The organism is Streptomyces sp. NPDC059009, assembly GCF_042740175.1.
Lineage (GTDB): Bacteria > Actinomycetota > Actinomycetes > Streptomycetales > Streptomycetaceae > Streptomyces.
This window is the reverse complement of sequence record NZ_JBHYJB010000037.1, coordinates 84,658-106,424: the sequence shown is the minus strand read 5'-3', so window position 1 is coordinate 106,424 and position 21,767 is coordinate 84,658. Positions and strand designations below refer to the sequence as shown.

The 21,767-nt window shown below is 71.9% G+C and carries 20 protein-coding genes; 11 read left to right on the top strand and 9 right to left on the bottom strand.

The window, feature by feature from the left end:
* Window positions 1-46: 46 nt before the first annotated feature.
* Window positions 47-1,264, bottom strand: coding sequence for a PucR family transcriptional regulator (locus tag ACFWYM_RS32040; protein WP_384845300.1), 1,218 nt, complete (start codon window positions 1,262-1,264; stop codon window positions 47-49).
* Between the two features lie 140 nt (window positions 1,265-1,404).
* On the opposite strand from ACFWYM_RS32040, the gene ACFWYM_RS32035 reads away from it, so the two are divergent.
* From ACFWYM_RS32035 to ACFWYM_RS32015, 5 genes are all read left to right on the top strand, one after another.
* Window positions 1,405-2,931: a flavin-containing monooxygenase gene (locus ACFWYM_RS32035; RefSeq protein WP_384845297.1), complete on the top strand. Its 1,527-nt coding sequence runs from the start codon at window positions 1,405-1,407 to the stop codon at window positions 2,929-2,931.
* A gap of 60 nt (window positions 2,932-2,991) precedes the next feature.
* Window positions 2,992-3,978, top strand: coding sequence for an alpha/beta hydrolase (locus ACFWYM_RS32030; protein ID WP_384845294.1), 987 nt, complete (start codon window positions 2,992-2,994; stop codon window positions 3,976-3,978).
* Window positions 3,979-4,139: 161 nt separating this feature from the next.
* The gene (locus tag ACFWYM_RS32025; RefSeq protein ID WP_384845291.1) at window positions 4,140-4,403 is read left to right on the top strand and encodes a hypothetical protein; all 264 of its coding nucleotides are present in this window, start codon (window positions 4,140-4,142) and stop codon (window positions 4,401-4,403) included.
* Window positions 4,400-4,930: an MFS transporter gene (locus ACFWYM_RS32020; protein WP_384845288.1), complete on the top strand. Its 531-nt coding sequence runs from the start codon at window positions 4,400-4,402 to the stop codon at window positions 4,928-4,930. Before ACFWYM_RS32025 ends, ACFWYM_RS32020 begins: the two co-directional genes overlap by 4 nt.
* Entirely contained in the window at window positions 4,915-5,088 is a 174-nt protein-coding gene (locus tag ACFWYM_RS32015; RefSeq protein ID WP_384845285.1) for a hypothetical protein, read from the top strand. The genes ACFWYM_RS32020 and ACFWYM_RS32015 overlap by 16 nt, the downstream gene beginning before the upstream one ends.
* A 24-nt stretch (window positions 5,089-5,112) precedes the next feature.
* On the opposite strand, the gene ACFWYM_RS32010 is transcribed toward ACFWYM_RS32015, so the two are convergent.
* Window positions 5,113-5,664, bottom strand: a complete 552-nt coding sequence (locus tag ACFWYM_RS32010) for a DinB family protein (RefSeq protein ID WP_384845282.1) — start codon at window positions 5,662-5,664, stop codon at window positions 5,113-5,115.
* Window positions 5,665-5,697: 33 nt separating this feature from the next.
* A complete protein-coding gene (locus tag ACFWYM_RS32005) occupies window positions 5,698-7,077 on the bottom strand; it encodes a glutamate decarboxylase (protein WP_384845279.1) in 1,380 nt (459 codons plus the stop codon).
* A 142-nt stretch (window positions 7,078-7,219) separates the two neighbouring features.
* Here ACFWYM_RS32005 and ACFWYM_RS32000 point away from each other — a divergent pair, with 142 nt between their 5' ends.
* Window positions 7,220-10,405, top strand: coding sequence for a BTAD domain-containing putative transcriptional regulator (locus ACFWYM_RS32000; RefSeq protein WP_384845276.1), 3,186 nt, complete (start codon window positions 7,220-7,222; stop codon window positions 10,403-10,405).
* A gap of 140 nt (window positions 10,406-10,545) precedes the next feature.
* Window positions 10,546-11,661, top strand: coding sequence for a PP2C family protein-serine/threonine phosphatase (locus ACFWYM_RS31995; protein ID WP_384845273.1), 1,116 nt, complete (start codon window positions 10,546-10,548; stop codon window positions 11,659-11,661).
* Between the two features lie 45 nt (window positions 11,662-11,706).
* Here ACFWYM_RS31995 and ACFWYM_RS31990 read toward each other — a convergent pair whose 3' ends face one another.
* Window positions 11,707-12,618, bottom strand: coding sequence for a LysR family transcriptional regulator (locus tag ACFWYM_RS31990; protein WP_384845270.1), 912 nt, complete (start codon window positions 12,616-12,618; stop codon window positions 11,707-11,709).
* Window positions 12,619-12,810: 192 nt separating this feature from the next.
* Here ACFWYM_RS31990 and ACFWYM_RS31985 point away from each other — a divergent pair, with 192 nt between their 5' ends.
* Entirely contained in the window at window positions 12,811-13,842 is a 1,032-nt protein-coding gene (locus tag ACFWYM_RS31985; RefSeq protein ID WP_384845267.1) for a YncE family protein, read from the top strand.
* A 550-nt stretch (window positions 13,843-14,392) separates the two neighbouring features.
* Here the strand turns inward: ACFWYM_RS31985 and ACFWYM_RS31980 are convergent.
* The 5 genes from ACFWYM_RS31980 to ACFWYM_RS31960 form a co-directional block, all read right to left on the bottom strand.
* A complete protein-coding gene (locus ACFWYM_RS31980; protein ID WP_384845264.1) occupies window positions 14,393-14,791 on the bottom strand; it encodes a GerW family sporulation protein in 399 nt (132 codons plus the stop codon).
* Between the two features lie 113 nt (window positions 14,792-14,904).
* Window positions 14,905-15,354, bottom strand: coding sequence for an adenylyltransferase/cytidyltransferase family protein (locus tag ACFWYM_RS31975; protein WP_384845261.1), 450 nt, complete (start codon window positions 15,352-15,354; stop codon window positions 14,905-14,907).
* A 12-nt stretch (window positions 15,355-15,366) separates the two neighbouring features.
* Window positions 15,367-15,756 carry a GntR family transcriptional regulator gene (locus tag ACFWYM_RS31970; protein WP_384845258.1) on the bottom strand — a complete coding sequence of 130 codons (390 nt, stop codon included), beginning with the start codon at window positions 15,754-15,756 and terminating at the stop codon, window positions 15,367-15,369.
* A gap of 131 nt (window positions 15,757-15,887) precedes the next feature.
* Window positions 15,888-16,880 (bottom strand): ABC transporter permease, encoded by a 993-nt coding sequence (locus tag ACFWYM_RS31965; RefSeq protein ID WP_384845255.1) that lies wholly within the window; start codon window positions 16,878-16,880, stop codon window positions 15,888-15,890.
* On the bottom strand, window positions 16,877-17,824 hold the full coding sequence (locus ACFWYM_RS31960; RefSeq protein WP_384845252.1) for an ABC transporter ATP-binding protein: 948 nt from the start codon (window positions 17,822-17,824) through the stop codon (window positions 16,877-16,879). Before ACFWYM_RS31960 ends, ACFWYM_RS31965 begins: the two co-directional genes overlap by 4 nt.
* 229 nt (window positions 17,825-18,053) lie before the next feature.
* Between ACFWYM_RS31960 and ACFWYM_RS31955 the strand changes: the two genes are divergently transcribed.
* The 3 genes from ACFWYM_RS31955 to ACFWYM_RS31945 all read left to right on the top strand — a co-directional run bounded on the left by ACFWYM_RS31955 (window position 18,054) and on the right by ACFWYM_RS31945 (window position 21,672).
* Window positions 18,054-18,539 (top strand): pyridoxamine 5'-phosphate oxidase family protein, encoded by a 486-nt coding sequence (locus ACFWYM_RS31955; protein WP_384845249.1) that lies wholly within the window; start codon window positions 18,054-18,056, stop codon window positions 18,537-18,539.
* A gap of 131 nt (window positions 18,540-18,670) precedes the next feature.
* Window positions 18,671-20,473: a M60 family metallopeptidase gene (locus tag ACFWYM_RS31950; RefSeq protein WP_384845246.1), complete on the top strand. Its 1,803-nt coding sequence runs from the start codon at window positions 18,671-18,673 to the stop codon at window positions 20,471-20,473.
* A gap of 257 nt (window positions 20,474-20,730) precedes the next feature.
* Entirely contained in the window at window positions 20,731-21,672 is a 942-nt protein-coding gene (locus ACFWYM_RS31945; RefSeq protein WP_384845243.1) for a hypothetical protein, read from the top strand.
* The last annotated feature ends 95 nt before the right edge of the window (window positions 21,673-21,767 follow it).

Sequence of the window (21,767 nt, the reverse complement as noted above, 5' to 3'; positions counted from 1 at the left end):
GCGCATAGGGCCTCAACAGGTGTGTCATCAGGCGCCGTCGGGGGTGTCAGCCCGTCCCCCGCCACCGCAGCACCTCCAGCGCCGCGCCCACGCTGAGCACGTCCTGAGCCAGTGGCCGGGGCAGCAGGCGGTCGGCCTGGGCGAGGCGGCGCAGGAGGGTGTTGCGGTGGATGTAGAGGCGGTCGGCCGCGTGCGAGGCGTTGCACTGGGCGGCGATGAACACACGGACCGCCTCGCGGAGTTCGGGCGCGGCGTGGGCCAGGCCGCCGAGGACACGGCGGACGTAGCCGTCGGCGGCCTCGACGTCGGAGGTGGCCAGGGCGACCAGTTCCACCTCGTCGTGGGTGGCCAGCTGTTTCGGTGAGTCGAGGCGGGTGAGCATGCGTTGGACGGTGAGCGCGTCCAGGTGGCTGCGGCGGAAGCCCGCCAGGTCCTCGCCGGTGGAGCCGACGGCTGCGCGTACGGCGGGCTCGGCGGCCAACTCGTCGCGCAGCGTGCTCGGGTCGGGGGTGCCGTGCAGCCAGATCCAGCGGGTCGCGGCGCCCGCCAGCACGGTCAGCGGCCTGGGATCCGCGGCGCTCCTGGCGATCAGGTCGGTGATCCGGCCGAGGGCGGCGGGGTCGGCGTGAGCCTCCTCCGTCCAGACGATCGCCGCGGTGTGCGGGCCCGAAAGGCGGTAGCCGAGGCGCTGTTCGGCCCGGGCCTTGGGGATCGGCTCCCCGTACAGGAGGAGGCTGACGGTCTCGCGGCGCTGGGCGTGGGTGCCCCGGGCGAGTTCGTCGCGCTGCTCGGCGATCAGTTCCGTGACGGCCGCGATGGTGTCGTCGACGAAGGCGGCGATCGAGCGGCTGGAGACGTCGAGGAGTGCGCGCAGTTCGTCGATGTCGGAGGTCAGCGAGAGGCAGATGCCGGTCCAGCGGCGGATCGCGACGCCCTGGCCCGCCCGGTAGGAGTCCAGGGCCGTCTCGTTGAGCCCGCGCCGCACCACCTCGCGGGCGACCTCCACGGGGATGTCGTCGAGGTTGGGCGCGACGCGTTCGCCGGGGCGGTCGACGTTGGCCGAGGCCCAGAACAGGAGGTTGGAGCGGTTGGCGCGGCGGGTCGCGGCCGAGAGCACCGGGTCGTCGCTGATCTGTGCGCGGTGCGGGCCCGCCAGGGTGGCCTCGTCGAGTTCGCGCAGCCACTCCTCGGGCGGGTCGAGCGCCCTGCGTGCGCCCTCCCGTATGAGGTCTCGGACGCGCGGTGACGGTGGCTCCCAGGACATGACGGGAGGGTAGCCCGGGGAAGGTGCATTGTGCTCCGGGATTCGATCAATCATGAGCAGACTGCACCTGGAGTGGGGGCGGCCGGGGTCGTGAAGATGTTCATGAGCCCGCCCGCCACCGACGTCCGGGAGCCGACCTCATGGCCATGAACGACCCCGCCCCCGCCCCGACCACGTACGACGTGCTGATCGTGGGCGCCGGCATCTCCGGCATCGGCGCCGCCCACTACCTCCAGCGCGACCACCCGCAGCGCAGCTACGCGATCCTCGAGGCGCGCGACGCCCTCGGCGGCACCTGGGACCTCTTCCGCTACCCCGGCATCCGCTCCGACTCCGACCTGCACACGTTCGGCTACGCGTTCAAGCCCTGGCGCGACAAGGACGCGATCGCCGACGGCGACAAGATCCTGGCCTATCTGCGCGAGACGGCGGCGGAGCACGGCATCGACCGCCACATCCGCTTCCGCACCAAGGTGATCAGCGCCAACTGGTCCTCGGAGCAAGCCCGTTGGACGGTCGTGACCGAGCGGAGCGACACGGGGGAGCGGACCGCCCTCACCTGCTCCTGGCTGTTCGGGGCCGCCGGCTACTACCGGTACGACGAGGGCTTCACCCCGCACTTCGAAGGACGTGAGCGGTTCCAGGGCCGGATCGTCCACCCGCAGCACTGGCCCGAGGACCTCGACTACGCGGGCAAGCGGGTCGTCGTCATCGGCAGCGGCGCCACCGCGGTCACCCTCGTACCGGCGATGGCGGAGAGCGCCGGGCACGTCGTCATGCTGCAGCGCACCCCGACCTACGTCCTGCCGGTGCCCGCGGGCGACAAGGTCGCCGACCGCCTGAAGTCGCTCTTCGGCGAGGAGCGCGGCCACGCCCTGGCCCGGCGCAAGAACATCCTGCGGCAGTCCGTGGTCTGGGGCCTGTGCCGGCGCTTCCCCAAGGGGGCGCGGCGCCTCATCCGCTACGCCAACGTCAAGATGCTGCCCGCGGGTTATCCCGTCGACGAACACTTCAACCCACCGTACGAACCCTGGGACCAGCGGCTGTGCGCCGTTCCCGACGGCGACCTGTTCCGGGCGATCCGGCGCGGTGCCGCCTCCGTGGTGACCGACAGGATCGAGACCTTCACCGGGACCGGGCTGCGCCTCGCCTCCGGCCGGGAGCTGGACGCGGACGTCGTGATCACCGCCACCGGCCTCAACGTCCAGGCCATGGGCGGCATCGCGCTGACCGTCGACGGCCGCGCGATCGACCTCGAGGACACCGTCGCGTACAAGGGAATGATGCTCTCCGGCGTGCCGAACTTCGCCTTCGCGATCGGCTACACCAACTCCTCCTGGACGCTGAAGGTCGGCCTGCTGTGCGAGCACTTCTGCCGGCTGCTGCGGCGCATGGACGAGGGCGGCTTCGACACCGCCTGCCCGGTGATCGCCGACGCGGACATGCCGCTGCGCCCGTTCCTCGACTTCCAGGCCGGATACATCCGCCGTGCGGTCGACCGGCTGCCCCGGCAGGGAAATCGTGCCCCCTGGCTGACTTCCATGAGGTACACCAAGGACGTCAGGCTGCTGCGGAAGCTGCCGGTGGACGACCCGGAGCTGCGGCTGAGCCGGAGCCCCGCCCACCGGTCCGCCCCCGCGGCCGCCGCGACCCGGTCCGGGGTGTGACCCCCGAACCGGCCACCCACGCCAGGCCCCCGGCGCCTGGCCGACCTCTCGGAGAATGCCTTGCCCGTACTCGACTGGAAGCCCGACCTGCTGACGGGCTACCACCAGCACACCTTCGAACTCGGCACCGACCCCGACGGCGAAGGCACCGCCGCCGCGGTCCTGGTCCGCCGGGACCCGGGCGGCGCCGAGGACGACGATCCGCAGCCGTTGCGGGGAGCGGTCCTCTACGTCCACGGCTTCTCCGACTACTTCTTCCAGACCGAGCTGGCCGACTTCTTCGCCGAGCGCCAACTGGCCTTCTACGCCCTCGACCTGCGCAAGTGCGGCCGTGCCCGCCGCCCCGGGCAGACCGCGCACTACGTGAGCGACCTCGCCCTGTACGACCGGGAACTCGACCTCGCCCTGGAAGCCGTCACCCAGGAACATCCGGACCTGCCCGTGCTCCTGGCCGCCCACTCCACCGGCGGGCTGGTCCTGCCGCTGTGGCTGCACCGCCGCCGCGCGGCCGGACGCACCGAGCCGGTCTCCGGACTCGTCCTCAACAGCCCCTGGTTCGACCTGCAGGGCACCCCCGCCCAGCGCGGCCCGGTCACACAGCTGCTGCGCGTGGCGTCCAAGGCGGTCCCGTTGCGCGCGCTGCCCGTGCCGCTGAGCAGCGTGTACGGAGACACGGTGCACCACAGCCGCAAGGGGGAATGGGAGTTCGACCTCGACCTCAAGCCGCTCGCGGGCTTCCCGGTCACCGTCGGCTGGCTCAACGCGGTCCGCCGCGGCCACGCGGCCCTGCACCGCGGCCTCGACATCGGGGTGCCCTCGCTGATCCTGCGCTCGGACAAGAGCCACTTCTCCAGCCGCTACTCGGAGTTGAGCGAGCGGGCCGATCTGATCCTGGACGTCACGCAGATCGCCCGCTGGGCCGGGTGCCTCGGCAACGAGACGACCATCGTCCCGATCCCCGGCGCGCTGCACGACATCTTCCTGTCCCGGCCCGAGGTCCGGGCGCACGCGTACTCGGTGGTCGACGACTGGCTGAAGCGCCACTGAGGCATGCGGGGGGACTGACGCGTGGGGCGGCCGTCGGCGCGGGTGGCGGCCGTCCGGGCGAACCGCCGTGTGCCGCCCGCGACGGGCTTCCCGCACACCGCATGATCACTCCAGCCGTCTCCTGGAGGAGTCATGACGACACCGGGTCACGCCCCCCGGAGGTGCCCTCCCCCGCCGGTGCGGCGGTCCGCAGCACCATCCCGGCGCGGATCGACCGGCTGCGCTGGTCACCGTTCCACACCCGGCTCGTCCTCGGCCTCGGCACCGCCTGGATCCTGGACGGCCTGAACATCACCGTCGCGAGCTCGGTCGCGGCGGTGCTGTCCAAGCCCGACACCCTGGACCTGTCCTCCGCCGAGGTGGGGCTGATCGCCTCGGTCTCGGCGGGGAGTACGCGGCGATCAACTCGGCGATCGACGAGATGATGCCCGCCCGCTACCGCGGCCGCGTCGACGTCATGATCAACGGCACCTACTGGGCGGGCTCCGTCCTCGGCACCTTCTCCAGCCTGCTGCTGCTCAACTCGCTGCCCCAGGACGTCGCCTGGCGCGTGGCCTTCCTGGTCGGGCCCGTCCTCGCCGTCGTGGTCCTGTTCGTGCGGCGCAACCTGCCGGAGAGCCCGCGCTGGCTGCTGACCCACGGGCACGAGCGCGAGGCCCAGCAGATCATGGAGCGGATCGAGCAGACGGCCCGCGACTCCGGCCAGATCCTCGCGCCCGTCGACGACGAGCGCGACGCCCTCACGCTGCGGCCGGAAGGCACGTACGGCTACCTGGTCTTCCTGCGCCTGGTCTTCCGCACCTACCCCGGCCGGGCCGCCCTCGCCGCCACGTTGATGATCGCCCAGTCCTTCCTCTACAACGCGATCTTCTTCACGTACGCGCTCGTCCTGACGAAGTTCTACGGCGTCGACGCGGCGGCGCCGTCGCCCCCGCCGTGTACGGGGCACTGATCGGCGACGGCCACGACCGCACCGCGCTGTTCGTCGGCTATCTCATCGGCGGCGGGATCATGGTGGCGGGCGGCCTGGTGGAGCTGCTCCTCGGTGTGAACGCGGAAGGCAAGTCCCTGGAGAAGGTGGCGACTCCGCTGACCGCGGTGGACCGGTGACCCACCCGCCACGCGTGCGCCGGTTCACCTCGGGGGGTCCTCGCCTGTCAGGCCGTCGACGGATTCACGGATGAGGTCGGCGTGACCCGCGTGGCGGGCGTACTCCTCAATGAGGTCCAGGAGAATCCGGCGGAGGTTGGGACGTTCACCGCCACGGGTCGTGTAGGCGCCGAGCTGGTCCAGGCCGCCCGCGCCGAGTGCCTCGTCAACGATGGCTCGGGAGCGGGCGACTGATCCCTGCCACAGCGCGAGCAGTTGCTCGGGGGTGTCCTCGACCGCGGAACGGTAGTCCCAGTCGGGGGTCTGCTCCCAGTCGACGGCGTCCCAGGGTGCACCGACGGCCGAGGCGAGCCACAGCCGGGCGAAGTGGCTGTCTTCTACGTGCGCCAGGTGTTTGAGCAGGCCGCCCAGCGTTATGGCGGATGCGCCGACTGTGGCTCGAAGACCTGAAGCATCCAGGCCGGAGCACTTCCAGGCCAGCGTGGCCCGCTGGCGTTCGAGAGCGCCGAGGACGGCTGCCGCCTCGGTTCCGGCGAGCGGAGGTTCCGGCCATGCTTCGGCTGTGGTCTCAGTCATGGCCGCAGACCCTAGCGAACGGAGCTGGTGGTCCTAGTGGTGGAACCCGGGCCGGTCCGGGGCGTGCGTCGTGCCCTCGGTGAGCCGGTCCACCGCGGCGCGGATGTCCCCGGCGAGCAGCGCGATCGTGTCGTAGCTGGTGCCGTGGCGGACCAACACCCGCTGGATGACGGTCTCCTGGCGGTCCGCGGGCAGCGGGTAGGCGGGCACCTGCCAGCCGCGGCGGCGCAGCTCGTCCGTCAGGTCGTAGAGGCTGAAGGGGCTGGAGGAGGGGTCCTTGAGCATCCAGGAGACGGCGGGCAGGGCGCCCTGGCCGTCGTAGAGGATGCTGAACGGGCCCATCGCGGCGACCTCCTTGGCCAGGTTCCGGGCGGTGGCGGCGCAGGCGCCGTGCACCTTGGCGTAGCCCTCGCGGCCCAGGCGCAGCAAGTTGTAGTACTGGGCGACGATCTCGCCGCCGGGCCGGGAGAAGTTGAGGGCGAAGGTCGGCAGGTCGCCGCCGAGGTAGCTGACGCGGAAGACCAGGTCCTCCGGGAGGAGGTCGGCCGAGCGCCACACCACCCAGCCCACCCCGAGCGGGGCCATGCCGTACTTGTGGCCGGACGCGTTGATCGAGGCGACACGCGGCAGGCGGAAGTCCCAGGCCAGGTCGGGGCGGAGGAACGGGGCGATGAAGCCGCCGCTCGCCCCGTCCACGTGCACCGGGATGTCCAGGCCCGTCTCGGCCTGGATCCGGTCGAGCTCGGCGCAGATCTCGGCGATGGGCTCGTACACGCAGGTGTAGGTGACGCCGAGGATGCCCACGACGCCGATGGTGTTCTCGTCGACGTAGTCCCGGAGCTGATGCGCCTGCAGTCCCAACGCGTCCTTCTCCAGCGGGACTTGACGCAGCTCGACGTCGAAGTAGCGGGCGAACTTCTCCCAGCACACCTGGACCGGACCCGCCACGATGTTGGGCTTGTCGACGGGCTTGCCCTCGGCCTCGCGGCGGGCCCGCCAGCGCCACTTCAGCGCCAGGCCGCCGAGCATGCCCGCCTCGCTGGAGCCGGTCGTGGAGCAGCCGACCGTGGTCTCGCCCTCGGGGGAGTTCCACAGGTCGGCGAGCATGTGGACGCAGCGGTTCTCGATCTCGGCGGTCTGCGGGTACTCGTCCTTGTCGATCATGTTCTTGTCGAGGCACTCGGCCATCAGCGCGTGCACCTCGGGCTCGGCCCACGTCGTGCAGAACGTCGCGAGGTTCTGCGAGGCGTTGCCGTCCAGGGCGAGCTCGTCGTGGATGAGGGCGCGCACGGCGCGGGCGTCGGAAACGTGTTCCGGCATCCGGTACTTGGGCAGGGTGTGCTCGCTGATGGGCAGCGCGTACACGTCGTCGTAGGGGGTGCCGGACTCGTGGTTCGCCGCGTGGAGGGCCATGGTCGCTTCCTTCAGAGAGGGCCTGCAGGGGGTCTGCTTCTGATGCTGCCCGCGCCGGGGAGCCGTGTGGGCGGCATCGGGAGCGCATACGGCTATCGGCCGACGGCCATCAGGACGTATGGCACCGACCTAAACTCAACAGGTGCACATCGGGATGCTGGGTTCTTTGGAGGTACGCACGGCCGACGGCGGCTCGGCCGACGTGCCGGGCGCGCGGCTGCGCGGGCTGCTGGTCGCTCTCGCGCTCAGGCCCGGCCAGGTGGTGCCGAAGGCGTCGCTCATCGACTGGATCTGGGGCGAGCAGCCGCCCGCCGACGCCACGAACTCCCTGCAGCGCCTGGTCTCCCGGTTGAGAAAGGCGCTGCCACGCGGTGTGGTCGAGGGGCACACGGACGGCTACCGACTGGTGGTGGAGCCAGACGCCGTCGACGCCGTGCGCTTCGAGCGTCTCGTCAGTGCGGGACAGGCCCGCGGCGAGGACGCGGCCGGGCGGGCGCGGCTGCTCCGCGAGGCCCTCGGGCTGTGGCGCGGCGACGCGCTGCAGGACATCGGGCTGCAGGACAGCTCCGCGTTCGACGCCGCGGTCCGGCGCCTGGAGGACCTGCGGCTGAACGCCACCGAGGCGCGCTTCGAGGTGGAGGTCACGCTCGGGCACGGTGCGGAACTGGTCACGGAGCTCACCGACCTGGTGACCCTGCACCCGCTGCGCGAGCGCCTCGTCGCCGCGCTGATGCGCGCCCTCGCCGCGGCCGGCCGCGACAGCGAGGCGCTGCTGGTGTACGAGCACGTACGGGAGGCCCTCGCCGACGCCCTCGGCGTCGACCCCTCACCGGACCTGTCCGTGCTGCACGTCGCGCTGCTGCGGGGCGAGTTGGGGCCGCGGCCGGAGAACCGCAGGACCAACCTGCGGGCCGAGCTGACCACCTACATCGGCAAGCGCGAGGACGTCGCGGCGGTCCGCGCGCTCATCGGCGCCCACCGGCTCACCACGCTGACCGGACCGGGCGGCGCGGGCAAGACCAGGCTCGCCACCGAGACCGCGCGCACGCTGCTCGACGGACTGCCGGACGGGGCCTGGCTCGTGGAGCTCGCCGCCATCGGCGCGGACGGCGATGTGGCCGACGTGGCGCAGTCGACCCTCGTCGGCCTCGGCCTGCGCGACGCCCTGCTGAGCGGGGTCCAGAACACGGAGCTCACCGACCGGCTCGTCGCCGCGATCCGCGAGCGCGACGCGCTGCTGGTCCTGGACAACTGCGAGCACGTCATCGAGGCGGCGGCGACGTTCGCCCACCGGCTGCTGGGGGAGTGCCGTCGGCTGCGCATCCTGGCCACCAGCCGCGAGCCCCTCGGCATCACCGGCGAGGCGCTGTGGCCGGTCGAGCCGCTGGCCCTGCCGAAGGACGACGCGGGCCCGGACGAGATCGAGTCCGCCCCCGCCGTCCAGCTGCTGCGCGACCGGGCCGGAGCGGTCCGCCGCGACCTCGCGGCGGACACCCGTACGCAGGCCACGATGGTACGGATCTGCCGGGCCCTCGACGGGATGCCGCTGGCCATCGAACTGGCCGCGGCCCGCCTGCGCACCATGTCCCTCGACCAGCTCGCCCACCGCCTCGACGACCGCTTCCGCCTGCTGACCGGCGGCAGCCGCACCGCCCTGCCCCGCCACAAGACGCTGCGCGCGGTGGTCGACTGGAGCTGGGAGCTGCTCACCGACGCCGAACGCACCGTCCTGCGCAGACTCTCGGTCTTCTCCGGCGGAGCGAGCCTGGAAGCGGCCGAGCGGGTCTGCGCGGGCCCCTGGGAGGGAACGCCGGGGGCGGTCGAGCAGGAGGAGGTCCTCGAGCTGCTCACCGCGCTCACCGAGAAGTCGCTGCTGCGCGCCGAGGGCGAGGGCGACAGCGCCCCGCGCTACCGCATGACCGGCACGATCAAGGAGTACGCCGCGGGGCGGCTCGCGGAGGCGGGGGAGACGGAGCACGTACGCCGCGCGCACCTGGCCTGCTTCACCGAGCTCGCCGAGACCGCGGAGCCGCACCTGCGCCGCGCCGAGCAGCTGGAGTGGATGGCCGTCCTCGAGGCCGAGCACGACAACATCGGCGCGGCGATGCGCGGTGCGTTCGCGGCGGGCGAGGCGCAGGAAGCGATGCGGCTCGCGGGAGGAGCGGGCTACTACTGGTGGCTCGGCGGGCACAAGACCGAGGGCCTCGAACTGCTCACCGCGGCCACGCGGCTGCCCGGCGAGGTGAGCGACGAGGACCGGGCCACGGCGTACGCGCTGATCGTGATGTTCGTGACCGCAGGTCTCGGCGACGAACACCAGGCCGCGGAGTGGATCCACCAGGCGTACGAGCTCAGTCAGCGCGGCCGGCACAGCCCGCGCCGCCACCCGGCCCTCGGACTCGTCGCCCCGCTGGAGCGCCTGCTGCGGGAACCCGGCGCGGTCCTGTCCGCCCTCGAGCCGCTGCGCGACGACGCGGACCCCTGGGTGCGCGCGATGGCCCGGCTGCACCAGGGCAAGATGCGGGTCGTGCTGGGCCACGGCGGCCGGGACGCGGACGCGTATCTGGAGCAGGCGCTCACCGAGTTCCGGGCGCTCGGCGAGCGGTTCGGGATTTCCTTCGCGCAGACCGAGCTGGCGGACCGGATCGCCATGCGCGGTGACCTCACCGGCGCGTGCGAGCACTACGAGCAGGCGATCGCGATCGTCAGCGAGGTCGGTGCCCCCGACGACGTCATCCGGATGCGGGCCCGGCAGGCGCAGCTGTACTGGTACCTCGGCGAGCGGGAGGCAGGCGCGGCCGCCCTCGCCGATGCCGAGCGCCACGCGGAGCGGGTCACCTGGCCCGGCGGCCTGGCCATGCTGGCCCTCGCGAAGGCGGACCTCGCCCGCTGGGCCGACGACGCCGACGAGGCGTACCGGCAACTCGACGTCGCCCGTGCCCTGTTGAGTGAGGACGCGGAGCGGGCGTACGTCCGCGCGGGGACGCACGACCTGCTCGGCTACCTCGCCGACGACCTCGACGAGGCCAGGGACCACCACGCGGCGGCCTGCGCGGCGGCGGCGGAGACGGGGCACGCGACGGTGATCGCGCAGGTGCTCGTGGGCGTCGCCGACCTGGCACGGCGCCGCGACGATCACGCACAGGCCGCGCGGCTGCTCGCGGCGAGCGCGGGGGTGCGCGGGCTGCAGGACCACTCCCACCCGGACGTGGCGCGGATCGAGCAGGCGGCACGCAGCCGCCTCGGCGACGAGAAGTTCGACGAGGCGTCGGAGGAAGGGCGGGGAGCCGACTGGTCGGAGCTGGCCGGGGTCACGCTCGCTTCTTGACCCCGGGGCGGCTGTCGGTTGCCGGTGAAGGTGCAGGAGGACCTTCTTGTTCCGATGTCTTGTTGTGATGTGCGCATGCGCGTCCTGGCGGCGCGGTGTAAGCAGGTGACCATGGGTGCGTTCGGGCAACAGGGACAGTGATGCGTCACCGGTGGGTCCCGCTGCGGAGCGCCTGGACGGTCGCCGGGCGCCGCTGGTTCTGGGACCTGCTCCCCTGGCTGATCGTCGTGGCCGTGGCCGTCGTGCAATGGCGAGCCGGCGCCGAGGCCGAGCTGGAACCGCTGCTCGCGGCCGCTCCCGCACTCGCGGCGATCCGTGGCGGGCCGCGCAGGGTGCTCGCCGTGTGCGGGGGCGTCGCCGCGGCCGGCCTGGTCGCCGCCCTCTCGGGACACTCGCTGGGCACCCGGCACCACGTCGTCACCACGGTCGCGGTGGTGGGGGTGTGCCTGGCCAGTCTGGTCGGCAGCGCGGAGCGCTCGCGCAGGGAACGAGACCTCAGCCAGGCCCGCCGTCTGGCGGTGACCGTACAGCGGGCCGTGCTGCCGCCGATGCCGGAGCGGGCCGGGCCGCTGCGGCTGGCCGCCGACTACCACGCGGCCGACGCCGAAGCGCTGATCGGCGGTGACCTGTACGAAGCCGTGACCCTGCCCGACCGGATCCGGCTGATCATCGGTGACGTGCGCGGCAAAGGGCTGCCCGCCATCCGCACGGCGGCCGAGGTGCTCGGCGCCTTCCGTGCCGCGGGCCAGTACGAACCCGACCTGCCCAGCGTCGCCCTGCACTGCTCACGGGCAGTGGCCCAGCACGCGGCGGCCGGCAAGGAGGCCGAGCCGGACGAGTTGTTCGTGACCGCCGCGCTGGTCGAGATCGAGGGGCCCGAGCTGCGCATCCTCCTCTTCGGGCACCCACCGCCGCTGCTGCTGACCACCGACACGTGCAGGCCCCTGGAGGCCCCGGCCGCACCCCCCTTGGGCCTCGCGCACGCCCTGGACGACGATCCGGCCGCGTATGAGCCGCACCGGGCGCGCTGGCGTCCCGGCGACCGCCTCCTCCTCTACACCGACGGCACCGCCGAGGCCCGGGACGACTCCGGCACCTTCTTTCCCCTGCACCGCCGTACGTCGACCCTGCTCGGTCTGCCCACGGAAGAGGTCCCGCATGCCCTGCTCAAGGCGGTCGAGCAGCACGCGGGCGGCGTCCTGAGGGACGATGCGGCCGTGGTCGTGGCCGAGTGGCTCTCCGGCTCGCCCGGGTGAGCCGGGACTTCCCCTGTCGCACACCGAGATCTTGCGAGCCGCCCCTCAGGCGTGGCCGTCATCGATGTCCCGCACCACCTCGTGGACCTGCTCGCGCAGCCACCGGTGCGCCGGATCCCGGTCGCTGCGGGGGTGCCAGGCCAGGCCGAGGCGTACCGGCGCGAGTTCCACCGGTATCGGGAAGGTGCGCAGGCCCAGCAGGTTCGACGCGCGTCCGCCCAGGCCGCCCGGGGCGAGCGCGACCAGGTCGGTGTCGCGGACGATGAACAGCGCCGCCGCATAGCCGGGCACGGTGATCGGCACGCTGCGCCGCAGCCCCAGCTCGGCGAGGCGGTCGTCGATCGGCCCGGTCGCGCGCCCGAGCCGGGAGACGGAGATGTGCTCGGCGGCCGCGTAGGCGCGGGCATCCGGCGGGGCGGTGGCGAAGGGATGGCCGTCGCGGACCACGCCGACGAGCTCGGTGTCGATCAGGTGGTGCGTCCTGGTCTCGGGGTCGAGGTGGTCGAGGATGCCCACTTCGAGGTCGACCGTGCCGTCGCGCATGGCGGAGGTGTTCTCGTACGTGTCCGGTGCGAACCGCAGCACCAGACCGGGGGCTCGCTGGCGCACCCGCGCGATGAGCGGCGCGGCCAGCGAGGTCAGGAGTACGTCACCGGCGTTGACGGTCAGGTCGGCCCGCAGCTCGGCGGGCGCCACCGGGCTCTGCGGCGACAGGAGCGCGCGCCCCTCGTCGACGAACGCGGCGACCTGGGCGCGCAGTTCGAGCGCCCGGGGCGTGGGGACGAGGCCGCGGCCCGCGCGCACCAGGACCGGGTCGCGCAGGGTGCGGCGCAGCCGGGCCAGGGTGCGGCTCATGGCGGGCGGCGAGGTGTGCAGACGCTGGGCCGCGCCGGTGACGCTGCCCTCCTCCAGCAAGGCGTCCAGGGCGATCAGCAGATTCAGGTCGAGGCGGGCCATGCACGGATTATCCGAAGTCGCTGGTCGGCAGGCGAATTGCCGGGAGCGGAAAGTGTCCTGACCAAGGTGTCACTGGTGCCGGTCCGAGCCCCGGACCTAGCGTCGAGGCATCAGGCGATCGCCATCAGCCAGCAGCCATGAGCCAGCAGCCATGAGCCGTCAGTCAGGACGGCCCACTCGTCCGGGAGAACCATGAACGACGTCCTCGCAGTCATCGCACAGAACAGCAGCAGACTCCGCTTCATCGACACGCTGGACCGCCACACCCTCGCGGACGTGGAACTCCCCGCCCAGCCCCACGAGGTGCTCCACGACGCGGACCGTCAGGTGCTGTACTGCACGAGCACCTACCGCAGTGGCTTCTACGACCGGCCGGGTCCGCGCGCCCACGAACTCACGGTCGTCGACGCACGCACCCGCCGCATCGTCGACACGATCGACCTCGCCCCCGAACACGCCCCGCACGGCTTGGCGTTGGACGCGGCCCGCGGCCTGCTGTACGTCTCCGTCGAGGCCGGACCGGCCGGTGACGGCGCCGTAGTGGTCGTGGACGTCGACCGGCGCACAGTGCTGGAGCGCATCAACTCCCGTGCCCCCGGCCCGCATTGGTTCGCCATCACTCCCGACGGCACCAAGGGGTACGCCACCAACAAGGAAGCGCCGTTCGTCTCGGTCGTCGATCTGGTGGAGCGGCGACTGGCCGGAACCATCGACGTGGCGGGCAGCGAGGGCCTCGCGTTCACCCCGGACGGCAGTCATGTCGTCATCGCCACACCGAAGTTGGCGCTGGGCGCCGCCCCTGCGGCAGCGCCGAACCTGAGTGTGTTCGACACCGCCACGGACGCGCTGGTGCGCACCCTTCCGCTGCCGGGGCCCGCCGTCCCGGTCCACATCACCGCCGACGGGACGCTCCTGGCGGGCCAGATCCGCTTCGCCGCCCCTCTCGGAGCAGGGGACGTGCCCCGCCCCCTGCCGGGACGTGTGCACATCTTCTCGGCGGGGACCGATGCAGGCACCTTCGTCCCGCGCGGCAGCGTCGAGGTCGGTCCGCTCCCGCTGACCATCAACTCCTCACCCGACGCCGCCTTCGCGTACGTGTCCAACACGGGTGGCTCCACGGTCACCGTCATCGACCTGGAGCTGGACAAGGCCGCGGGGGACATCCCCATCGGCGCGGAGAGCGGCCCCCACGGGCTTGCCTGTGTCCCTTCTCTGGGGGACTAGGTCGTTCCTGTCTCTGGGGGATTGGGTCCCTCCTGATGACTCTTGGACGTCGGCCGGATCACTGACGAGGAACCCCGGTTCGGTGCCGGTGGTGGAATCACGGGGCAGGCCCTGGCCTTCTGGCTCACCCGGGGCGGCCACCGGGTGACCGTCGCTTGCATCGACTCCCGCGGCAAGGCCAAGGCGACGATCATGGCCAACACGTCGGGAAGGGGGCCGGCAGACCCTCAGGTCCGAGTACGAGGAATCCGAGGAAGCCTCCGCGATCCACCGCGCGCCCGTCGAGCGGCAGCGGGAGTTCTGGGCGAGCAGGCTCCGCGACGCGGGCTGGCAGACCGAGCGGTTCATCGCCGGCATGAGGACGAGCCCGTTCTTCCACTCCCAGGAGATCGCCCAGGTCCGCACCGAGACCTGGTCCCAGGGCCGCGTGGTCCTGGCCGGCCTGCTTCCTGCACATCCCTGACCTCGCCGCGCGCTTCTCGAAGGAGGACCGCGGCGGCAACTGGCGGTTCCCCGAGAATCCGGCGGCCTCCGCTCGAGCGCCGCTGCTTCAGTGCCTTCCGCGCCGTGCCAGGTAGCGCAGGACGGCGGCCCCGGCCAGGAGGCCGCCCGTCAGTGGTGCGAGGGTGGTCACCCAGGGACTGCGTATGGGCTTGTACCTGGTCCGGCCCTCTTTGATCTCGATGAAGCCGAGCGGCTTGGCTTCGAGCCCGCCGCCGACCACTCCGTCCATGCGTTCGTGACGGGCCTCTTGGCCGGTGCTGCCGCCGAAGCCGAACCCGATCCGCGCCACGGGGATCACGGTGACGTCCTGGCTCACGACGGGCTCGCCGAACACGACGGTGCCCGGGGTTCGGCGGCCGAGCGTGTCGGCCAGCTGTTCCAGCAGGACGGCGGGTACATGGTCTGACGTCCTGGCCTGCAGCGGCGCGTTCTCGGAGGCGGTCACCGCGGTGACGATACACGCAGCCGTGGGCAGCGCAGTGAGGAACGTCCACCAGGCCGTGCGCCAGCCGCTGGGCACCAACTCCGCGCAACAGCACGAGACTTCACGCACGCGGCTCAGCGGGTGCTGTCACGGCAGCGCTTGATGAGTTCCGTGGTGGAGACCCCGGCGGTGTAGGCCACGAGTCGCAGGCGTCCGGCGGCGGCCACCGGGCCGAAGACCTCGTCGATCGCGGCGGGGGAGAGGTCGTCCCCGTGCACGACCACGGCGATGCCGTGTTCGTCGAGGAACTCGGTGGTGACGCGGTAGGGAGCGTCCGGGATCACCGCGTCCACGTACCGGCACGCCTCGATCACCGTGATCCGCTCGGCCAGGCTCATGATGGGTCGGCGCTTGTAGGCGGTCACGGCCTCGTCCGAGAGCACGCCGACGATCAGTCGGTCCCCGAAGGCGCGTGCGGCCTTGAGCAGTGCCACGTGCCCCGGGTGGAACAGGTCTCCCACCATGTCGACGTAGACGGTGTGTTGCTGTTGCTGTCGCTCGCTCGTCTCGGTCTGTTCGGCCACGGCCGGTGCCCCCTAGAGCGCCTTCTGGAACGTCTCGGTGAAGGCCGCCTCGAACAGGGTGGTGACGTCGTGCTCGGTCAGCCCCTGTTCCCTGGCCTCGCGCATCCACTCCCCGAGCCGCGCCCGCAGCGGGGACTCCGGCGCCGTCTGCGGGGTGGCCAGGGAGCGGGTGATGAACGTGCCCGCGCCCTGGCGCACTTCGACCAGGCCGGAGCGCTCCAGCTCGCGGTATGCCTTGAGGGTGGTGTTGGGGTTGACCTTCGTGGTGGCCGCGACCTGGGCCGCCGTGGGCAGCTTGTCGCCCTCGGTCAGCGCTCCCATGCGCAGCGCCTGTTCGACCTGATGGACGATCTGAAGGTAGGCGGGCAGGCCACCGCGGCGCTCGATGCGGAACACGACCATGGAACCCGCCCCCTTTCATCTCGTCGTTCGTCGTTCGTGTTTCGTCGATTTTCGACTGCCGACTGCCGACTGCCGACTGCCGACTGCCGACTGTCGTCTGTCGTCTGCGGCAGCCTATGCCGTCCGTGCTGCTACAGCGCGTGCCGCCGGGTCCGCCACATGAACAGCGTGATCAGTACGGCGGTGAGCGCGAGGTAGATCCCCGCCTCGACCCACTGCATGCCGCCCAGCTGCCCGTAAGTGAAGTAGTCCCAGACCGAGTTGACGATGCCGAGCTTGTCGTGGCACGCCTCGGGTGACTTGGCCGTGGTGCAGGTGCCGTACCCGTACACCTTCCCGGACGCGGTGCCGATCCACTGGTCCACCTGCGTCACGTTGCCGAGCCAGGCCGGCGGATCGGTGTCGAGCGGGAAGGCGGCGCGGCGCGGGGTGGCGAAGTCCGGCCGGAAGTGCTCGATCACGAGGCGCGTCGCGACCGTCACTCCGAGCGTCACCGCCATCGCGGGTACGGCGCGGCGCACGAGGGTGCCGATGAGGATGCCGAGCGAGGTGGTGAAGAGGGCGCCGGCGACCAGGACCGGACCGGTGGTGCCGAAGGTCGCGTCGTCCAGCCAGCTGTACGTGGCCAGCGGGGCGGCGGACCGCCACCACCAGGTGAACAGCGCGCTCAGGACGGCGGTCGTCACCGTGACCAGCGCGAGGGCGAAGCCCAGCTTCCACAGCAGCCAGCGGCGCTTGGACACGGACTGGGTGGTGACCAGCTGCGCCGTGCCGTGCTCCTGGTCGGACGCGATGAGCGGGGCGCCGAAGAACACGCCGAGCAGCAGCGGCAGGAAGAACAGATAGCCGCCGACGTCGGTGATGTTCTGGCTGGCCCGGTTGATGACGTCGGCGTCGAGGGAGCCGAGCGGCTTGGCGGGCCAGCCGGCGGCGTGCAGGCTGCTGAGCGTCGAGGCCCGCTCGGAGACGATCCAGAGGGCGCCGCCGACGGTCGCGGCCGCGCAGGCCAGCACGGCGGTGCGGTGCTGGCGCACCATGAGCCAGGCGAGGCCGCGCAGTCGGCGGGGCTTGGCGGGGACGGGGCCGAGCGGGGCGTCGGCGCGGGTCGAGAGGGTGGTGCTCATGCCACGTTCTCCAGGCGGTCGAGGGGCGGCGTGGCGGTCGGCGTGATCACTGCGGGAGCCTTGGGGGAGCGGAGATGGGCCAGGAGGACCTCCTCCATGCTGGGCTCGGCGAGCTGCCACTCCGTGCCGAGCGGTCCTTCGGCGCGGACCAGGGCGGTGAACTGCCGCCCCGCCGTGCGGACTTCGACCAGGGTGTGCCGGGTCAGCTCAGGCGGCAGGCCCTCGTCGGTGAGCACTCCGGTGACGAGGGTGTGCATCGGCAGCAGCTCGTCGGCCTCACCGGCCATGCGGACGCGGCCCTCGGCGACGACCAGCAGGTAGTCGCACATGTGCTCAAGCTCGCTGAGCATGTGGGAGGACATCAGCACGGTGGTGCCGCGCTCGGCGACCTCGGACATCAGCAGCGAGGACATCTCGTCCCGCGCGACGGGGTCGAGATCGGCCATCGGCTCGTCCAGGAGCAGGAGGTCGGGCCGCTTGCCGAGGGCGAGGGCGAACGCCACGCGGGTGCGCTGGCCGCCCGAGAGCGTCGCCACACGGGCGTCGAGGGGCACCTGCCCCGCCCGTACGATCCGCTCGGCGGACGCCTGGTCCCAGTCGGGGTTGAGTTCCTGGCCCATGCGCAGGCACTCGGCGACCGTGAACCGCTTGAACAGCGGCTTGTCCTGGGCGAGATAGGCGAACCGCCGCATCGCCGCGGGCTGGTCGCCCGGCACCCCGAAGATCCGCAGGGCGCCCTCGGTCGGCTCGATGAGCCCGGCGGCCAGCTTCAACAGGGTGCTCTTTCCCGCCCCGTTGGGCCCGACGAGCCCGCAGACGCGCCCGGCCGGGATGCGCACGGAGCAGTCCTCCAGGGCCCGCCCCCGGCGGTATCTCTTCCCGAGCCCCCGGGCCTCCAGGGCCCACCTCGAGCCGCCCGTGCCAGGAGACACCACACCTCGCACGCCTCCCCCTTTCGCTGATTCCACTAGCTGAGTGATGGAATCATGGTTTGCGGGGACGGGCACTGTCAACCGGAGTGGTGGAATCCGGCGAGCGCGGCACGATTGCCTCGGGCGAGACCGTGGGCGAGCGGACGGCGATGCGGCCGCGGATGTCGAGAACGGGGCGGCGTCTCCGTCCCAGGGACACAGCGGCCACGAGCGGCCGCGCGACAGTGGAGGACGACGCGTCATGGACCCGAAGCAGATCGCACAGGAGCTGGCCGACGCCCACGAGCTGTTGAGCCAGGCGTCCATGGCGCGGCTGGCGTACAACGGGCTCGACGGGCTGCCGCGCGTCATCCCGATCGGGATCTACTGGACCGGCGACGAGATCGTCATGTCCACCGCGGCCACCGCGCCCAAGGTGAAGGCGCTGACCGCCCGCCCCGAGGTCGCCCTGACCATCGACGCCGGCGACAGCCCCGGCTCGGCCAGGACACTTTCCGTACGCGGCGTCGTGCACCTCACGATCGTCGACGGGGTGGTTCCGGAGTACCTCGCGGCCGCGCGGAAGAACTTCGACGCCGAGTACGCGGCCGAGTTCGAGCGGAACTGCCGGTCCCTGTACGACCGGATGGCGCGTATCGCGGTCGAGCCGCGGTGGGCACGGTTCTACGACTTCGGCGCCGGGCGGGTCCCGCAGTTCCTCGCCGAGCTCGCCAGGAAGTCGAGCTGACCGCGGCGCCGCGGCGCCGCCACGGCAAGCGGCGCAATCGCCGGGGCCGTTCGGTTCAAGATCGAGCCTGGATGGAGTCAGCGGGGTGTCTTCCGCGGTGGGCGGGTCCGCGCGCGCCGCACGATCTGGCCATGATCCTCAACTCGACACAGGTCGGCGCCCTGTTGTGCGCGCTCGCGGTACCGCCCGCCATGGGAGCGGCCACGGAGCCGCCACCGGAGGCGAAGGTGCGCGTCGTCGTCGACGCCGACGGCGCGGCCACGTACCTCACTCCCGGCGACACCTTCCAGATGAAGCTGAGCGTGTACAACGACGGCCCGGCCGCCGCCGACAAGATCACCACCAGGGTCACGGCGCCCAAGGGCACGGTCGTGGCCGACTACCACGGGGCGTGGCGCAACTACTGCACCGCAACGCAGACCGACGTGACCTGCACACCGCCACGGCCCGCACCCGGCGACGGCAGCTACAGCGACTGGATCACCGTCGACCTGAAGGCGGCCCCGAAGGCGAAGCCCGCCACCCTCACGGTCACCGCCACCGCGACCGCGACGGTCAAGGGAGTGGAGTCGCAGCCGGTGACGGCCGAGCAGCGCTGGACCCTCGAGAAGGCCCCGGTGTACCGCGCCCCGGCCGAGCGCGCGTTCCCGCAGAAGCGCACCCTGCGCTGGAGTCCGCTGCCGTCGTCGAAGGCCGAACAGGACCGGCTCGGCCGCTGGATGATGCTGCCCGACCACCGGCCCACCGGATATCTGGTGAACGCGGGCGACCGGCTCGCCGTGGACGTGCGGCGGACCGAGCCGGGCGACCCGCTGCCCGAGCTGGTGATCGGCAACCACGGCATGCGCAACCCGGACCACGAGCTGCAGGACCTGCCCGAACCGCGCACGTACAAGCTGAAGCCCGGGCGCACCACGGTCACCGACCCCCGCGGCGGGATCATCAACCTGCGCTACGTCGACGACCGCCCCGCGAAGCAGCAGCACAAGGCCACGGTGACGCTCGGAAGGACGGCGCACCCCATCCCGTACTACGTGCTCGGCAAGACCACGCACCAGCAGTGGCAGACCATGCTGAAGGCGGCCACCGCGCCCTACGTCCAGCTGCAGGGGCGGCACGTGCAGCTCGCCGTGCTGCGCGACACCGCGCGGCAGCAGGCCACGGCGAGCCAGGACGAACTGCTCAAGACCTACGACACCGTGGCGGAGCAGGAGGACCGGATCAGCGGTCTGCGCGGCAAGGGACAGCCCGCGGGCAGCCCGCTGCTCCAGCAGATCGTCGAGTTCCGCAACGGCTACACCGCCAACGCCACCGACTACCGCGTGGCCTGGCCCTCCAGCTGGGGCAGCGAGGAACTCCTGACCGCCAAGGGCCTCAAGCACTCCTGGGGCCTGTGGCACGAGATGGGCCACCAGCGCCAGATGTCCAAGTGGACCTGGCGGCCCATGACCGAACAGACCGTCAACATCTACTCCCTCGCCGCCATGCGGGCCTTCGGCGCCGACCCCAAGGACACCGGGCACGCCGGACCGGCCGAGTGGCAGCTGGCGCTTAAGTACCTCGATCTCCCTGACGGGCAGCGGGACTTCGACGCCGCCGGGAGTGCGACGGGCACCGGGAGCCTGCAGAGCAGCGAGTACCACTTCGGCCGCTTCGCGATGTTCGAGCAGCTGCGCGTCCTGTTCGGCGACGCCTTCTACCACCGGCTGCACGCGGCCGCCCGGCCCGCCGCCGAGGACAGTGCCGGGGACGACGCGGCCCGCAAGCGGTTCTTCATGGTCGAGGCGAGCAAGGCGGCCCGGCGGGACCTGACGGCGTACTTCACCGCCTGGGGCCTGCGCCCCACCGACGACGTCCGCAAGGAGATCGCCGCCCTCGAACTCCCCGAGCAGCCCGAGGAGTCCAGCCGCACCCCGGTCTACGGCCGGCGCTAGTGGCATCAGCAACGCGTCAAAATCCCCCGGGACTTAGGACCCTAATCTCCCCGCAAAGCGCCGGTAAACGGAATTCTTTGAAAAGGGAATTCGCGCCAGTGGGTCCACGCAAGTGGGGCAGGGACTTTGGTCCTGGGGGATTTTGACGGCCTTCGACGGCCTGCAACCTGCGCCACCCCTGTCTGCATCATCAGGGATGTCGGATTTCCGGCACCACACTCGGGAATTTCCCAGGAGCCAGGGGAGGCTCATTCAGCATGCGTAAGGCATTCACCATCTCCGCCGTCGGCCTGGCGGCGTCCATAGCCCTGGCGGCCCCCGCGGCCGCATTCGCCGCGGACGCCCCGTCGACGAATCCGAGCTCGCCGTCGGCCTCCGCGTCGCCGTCGGACAAGGCATCGGTGCAGCTGCACCTGTCGAGCCCGGCGCACGCGACCGGATTCCGCGCGGGCGAGCAGGTCAAGATCAGCGCGACGACGTCCGACAAGGCGCAGAGCGTCAAGGTCGTCTCGGACGCGTTCGGCTCCGTCAGCCTGCACTCCACCGGCGGCACCACGTGGACCGGCACGGCCACGGTCAAGAAGGACGTCAAGATCGGCACGTACCCCGTGACGGCGACGGCGAACTTCGGCGACACCGGCGCGCAGACCACGGCCTCCATCAGCACGTGGAGCGACAGCAAGCCCACCCCGCAGCCCGGCAAGGCGACCTTCTCCATGTCGACGGACGGCGGCAGGCCCGGCGACCACGTCGGCCTCGACATCAAGGGCACCGGCGAGCTCAAGCCCGGCGCGGTGTACGTGAAGTCCGACGCGTTCGACGGCGGCAAGGTCGTGCTCAAGCCGGTGCGCGGCGTCAACGGCGCCTGGCACGGCACCGCCACCGTCTCGAAGAACACCAAGGCCGGCTACTACGGCGTGACCGGCTACGCCGACGGCCAGAAGGTCGACACCCTCAAGTTCGGGGTTGCCGCGGGCAGCGCGGGCACCAACACCTCCCACGGCACCCACAACAACGCCGTCAAGCCGGTCGCCCCCGGCCAGTACAAGACGCCCAAGGGCTCCGTCCAGACCGGCATGGCCCCGGTCGCCGACAGCCACGAAGCCGGCAACATCGCGGGCATCGCCCTCGCCTCGGGCCTCGGCGTGACCGCCCTCGCCGGAGCCGACGTGCTGCGCCGCCGTCGCCACGATGGCTGAGGCGATCCGCAGGAGTCGTGGGGGGGGCCCGGGGCCCGCACCCGGGGCGCCCCCCGCCCCCCGCCCCCCCCCGAGCCCGTAGCCGAGCAGCCCCG

What these genes read in the sequence shown, in the direction of transcription:
- ACFWYM_RS32040 (WP_384845300.1), bottom strand. Translation starts at nt 1,264, where the DNA reads ATGTCCTGGGAGCCACCGTCACCGCGCGTCCGAGACCTCATACGGGAG.
- ACFWYM_RS32035 (WP_384845297.1), top strand. Translation starts at nt 1,405, where the DNA reads ATGGCCATGAACGACCCCGCCCCCGCCCCGACCACGTACGACGTGCTG.
- ACFWYM_RS32020 (WP_384845288.1), top strand. Translation starts at nt 4,400, where the DNA reads ATGATGCCCGCCCGCTACCGCGGCCGCGTCGACGTCATGATCAACGGC.
- ACFWYM_RS32010 (WP_384845282.1), bottom strand. Translation starts at nt 5,664, where the DNA reads ATGACTGAGACCACAGCCGAAGCATGGCCGGAACCTCCGCTCGCCGGA.
- ACFWYM_RS32005 (WP_384845279.1), bottom strand. Translation starts at nt 7,077, where the DNA reads ATGGCCCTCCACGCGGCGAACCACGAGTCCGGCACCCCCTACGACGAC.
- ACFWYM_RS31995 (WP_384845273.1), top strand. Translation starts at nt 10,546, where the DNA reads ATGCGTCACCGGTGGGTCCCGCTGCGGAGCGCCTGGACGGTCGCCGGG.
- ACFWYM_RS31990 (WP_384845270.1), bottom strand. Translation starts at nt 12,618, where the DNA reads ATGGCCCGCCTCGACCTGAATCTGCTGATCGCCCTGGACGCCTTGCTG.
- ACFWYM_RS31985 (WP_384845267.1), top strand. Translation starts at nt 12,811, where the DNA reads ATGAACGACGTCCTCGCAGTCATCGCACAGAACAGCAGCAGACTCCGC.
- ACFWYM_RS31970 (WP_384845258.1), bottom strand. Translation starts at nt 15,756, where the DNA reads ATGGTCGTGTTCCGCATCGAGCGCCGCGGTGGCCTGCCCGCCTACCTT.
- ACFWYM_RS31965 (WP_384845255.1), bottom strand. Translation starts at nt 16,880, where the DNA reads ATGAGCACCACCCTCTCGACCCGCGCCGACGCCCCGCTCGGCCCCGTC.
- ACFWYM_RS31955 (WP_384845249.1), top strand. Translation starts at nt 18,054, where the DNA reads ATGGACCCGAAGCAGATCGCACAGGAGCTGGCCGACGCCCACGAGCTG.
- ACFWYM_RS31950 (WP_384845246.1), top strand. Translation starts at nt 18,671, where the DNA reads ATGATCCTCAACTCGACACAGGTCGGCGCCCTGTTGTGCGCGCTCGCG.
- ACFWYM_RS31945 (WP_384845243.1), top strand. Translation starts at nt 20,731, where the DNA reads ATGCGTAAGGCATTCACCATCTCCGCCGTCGGCCTGGCGGCGTCCATA.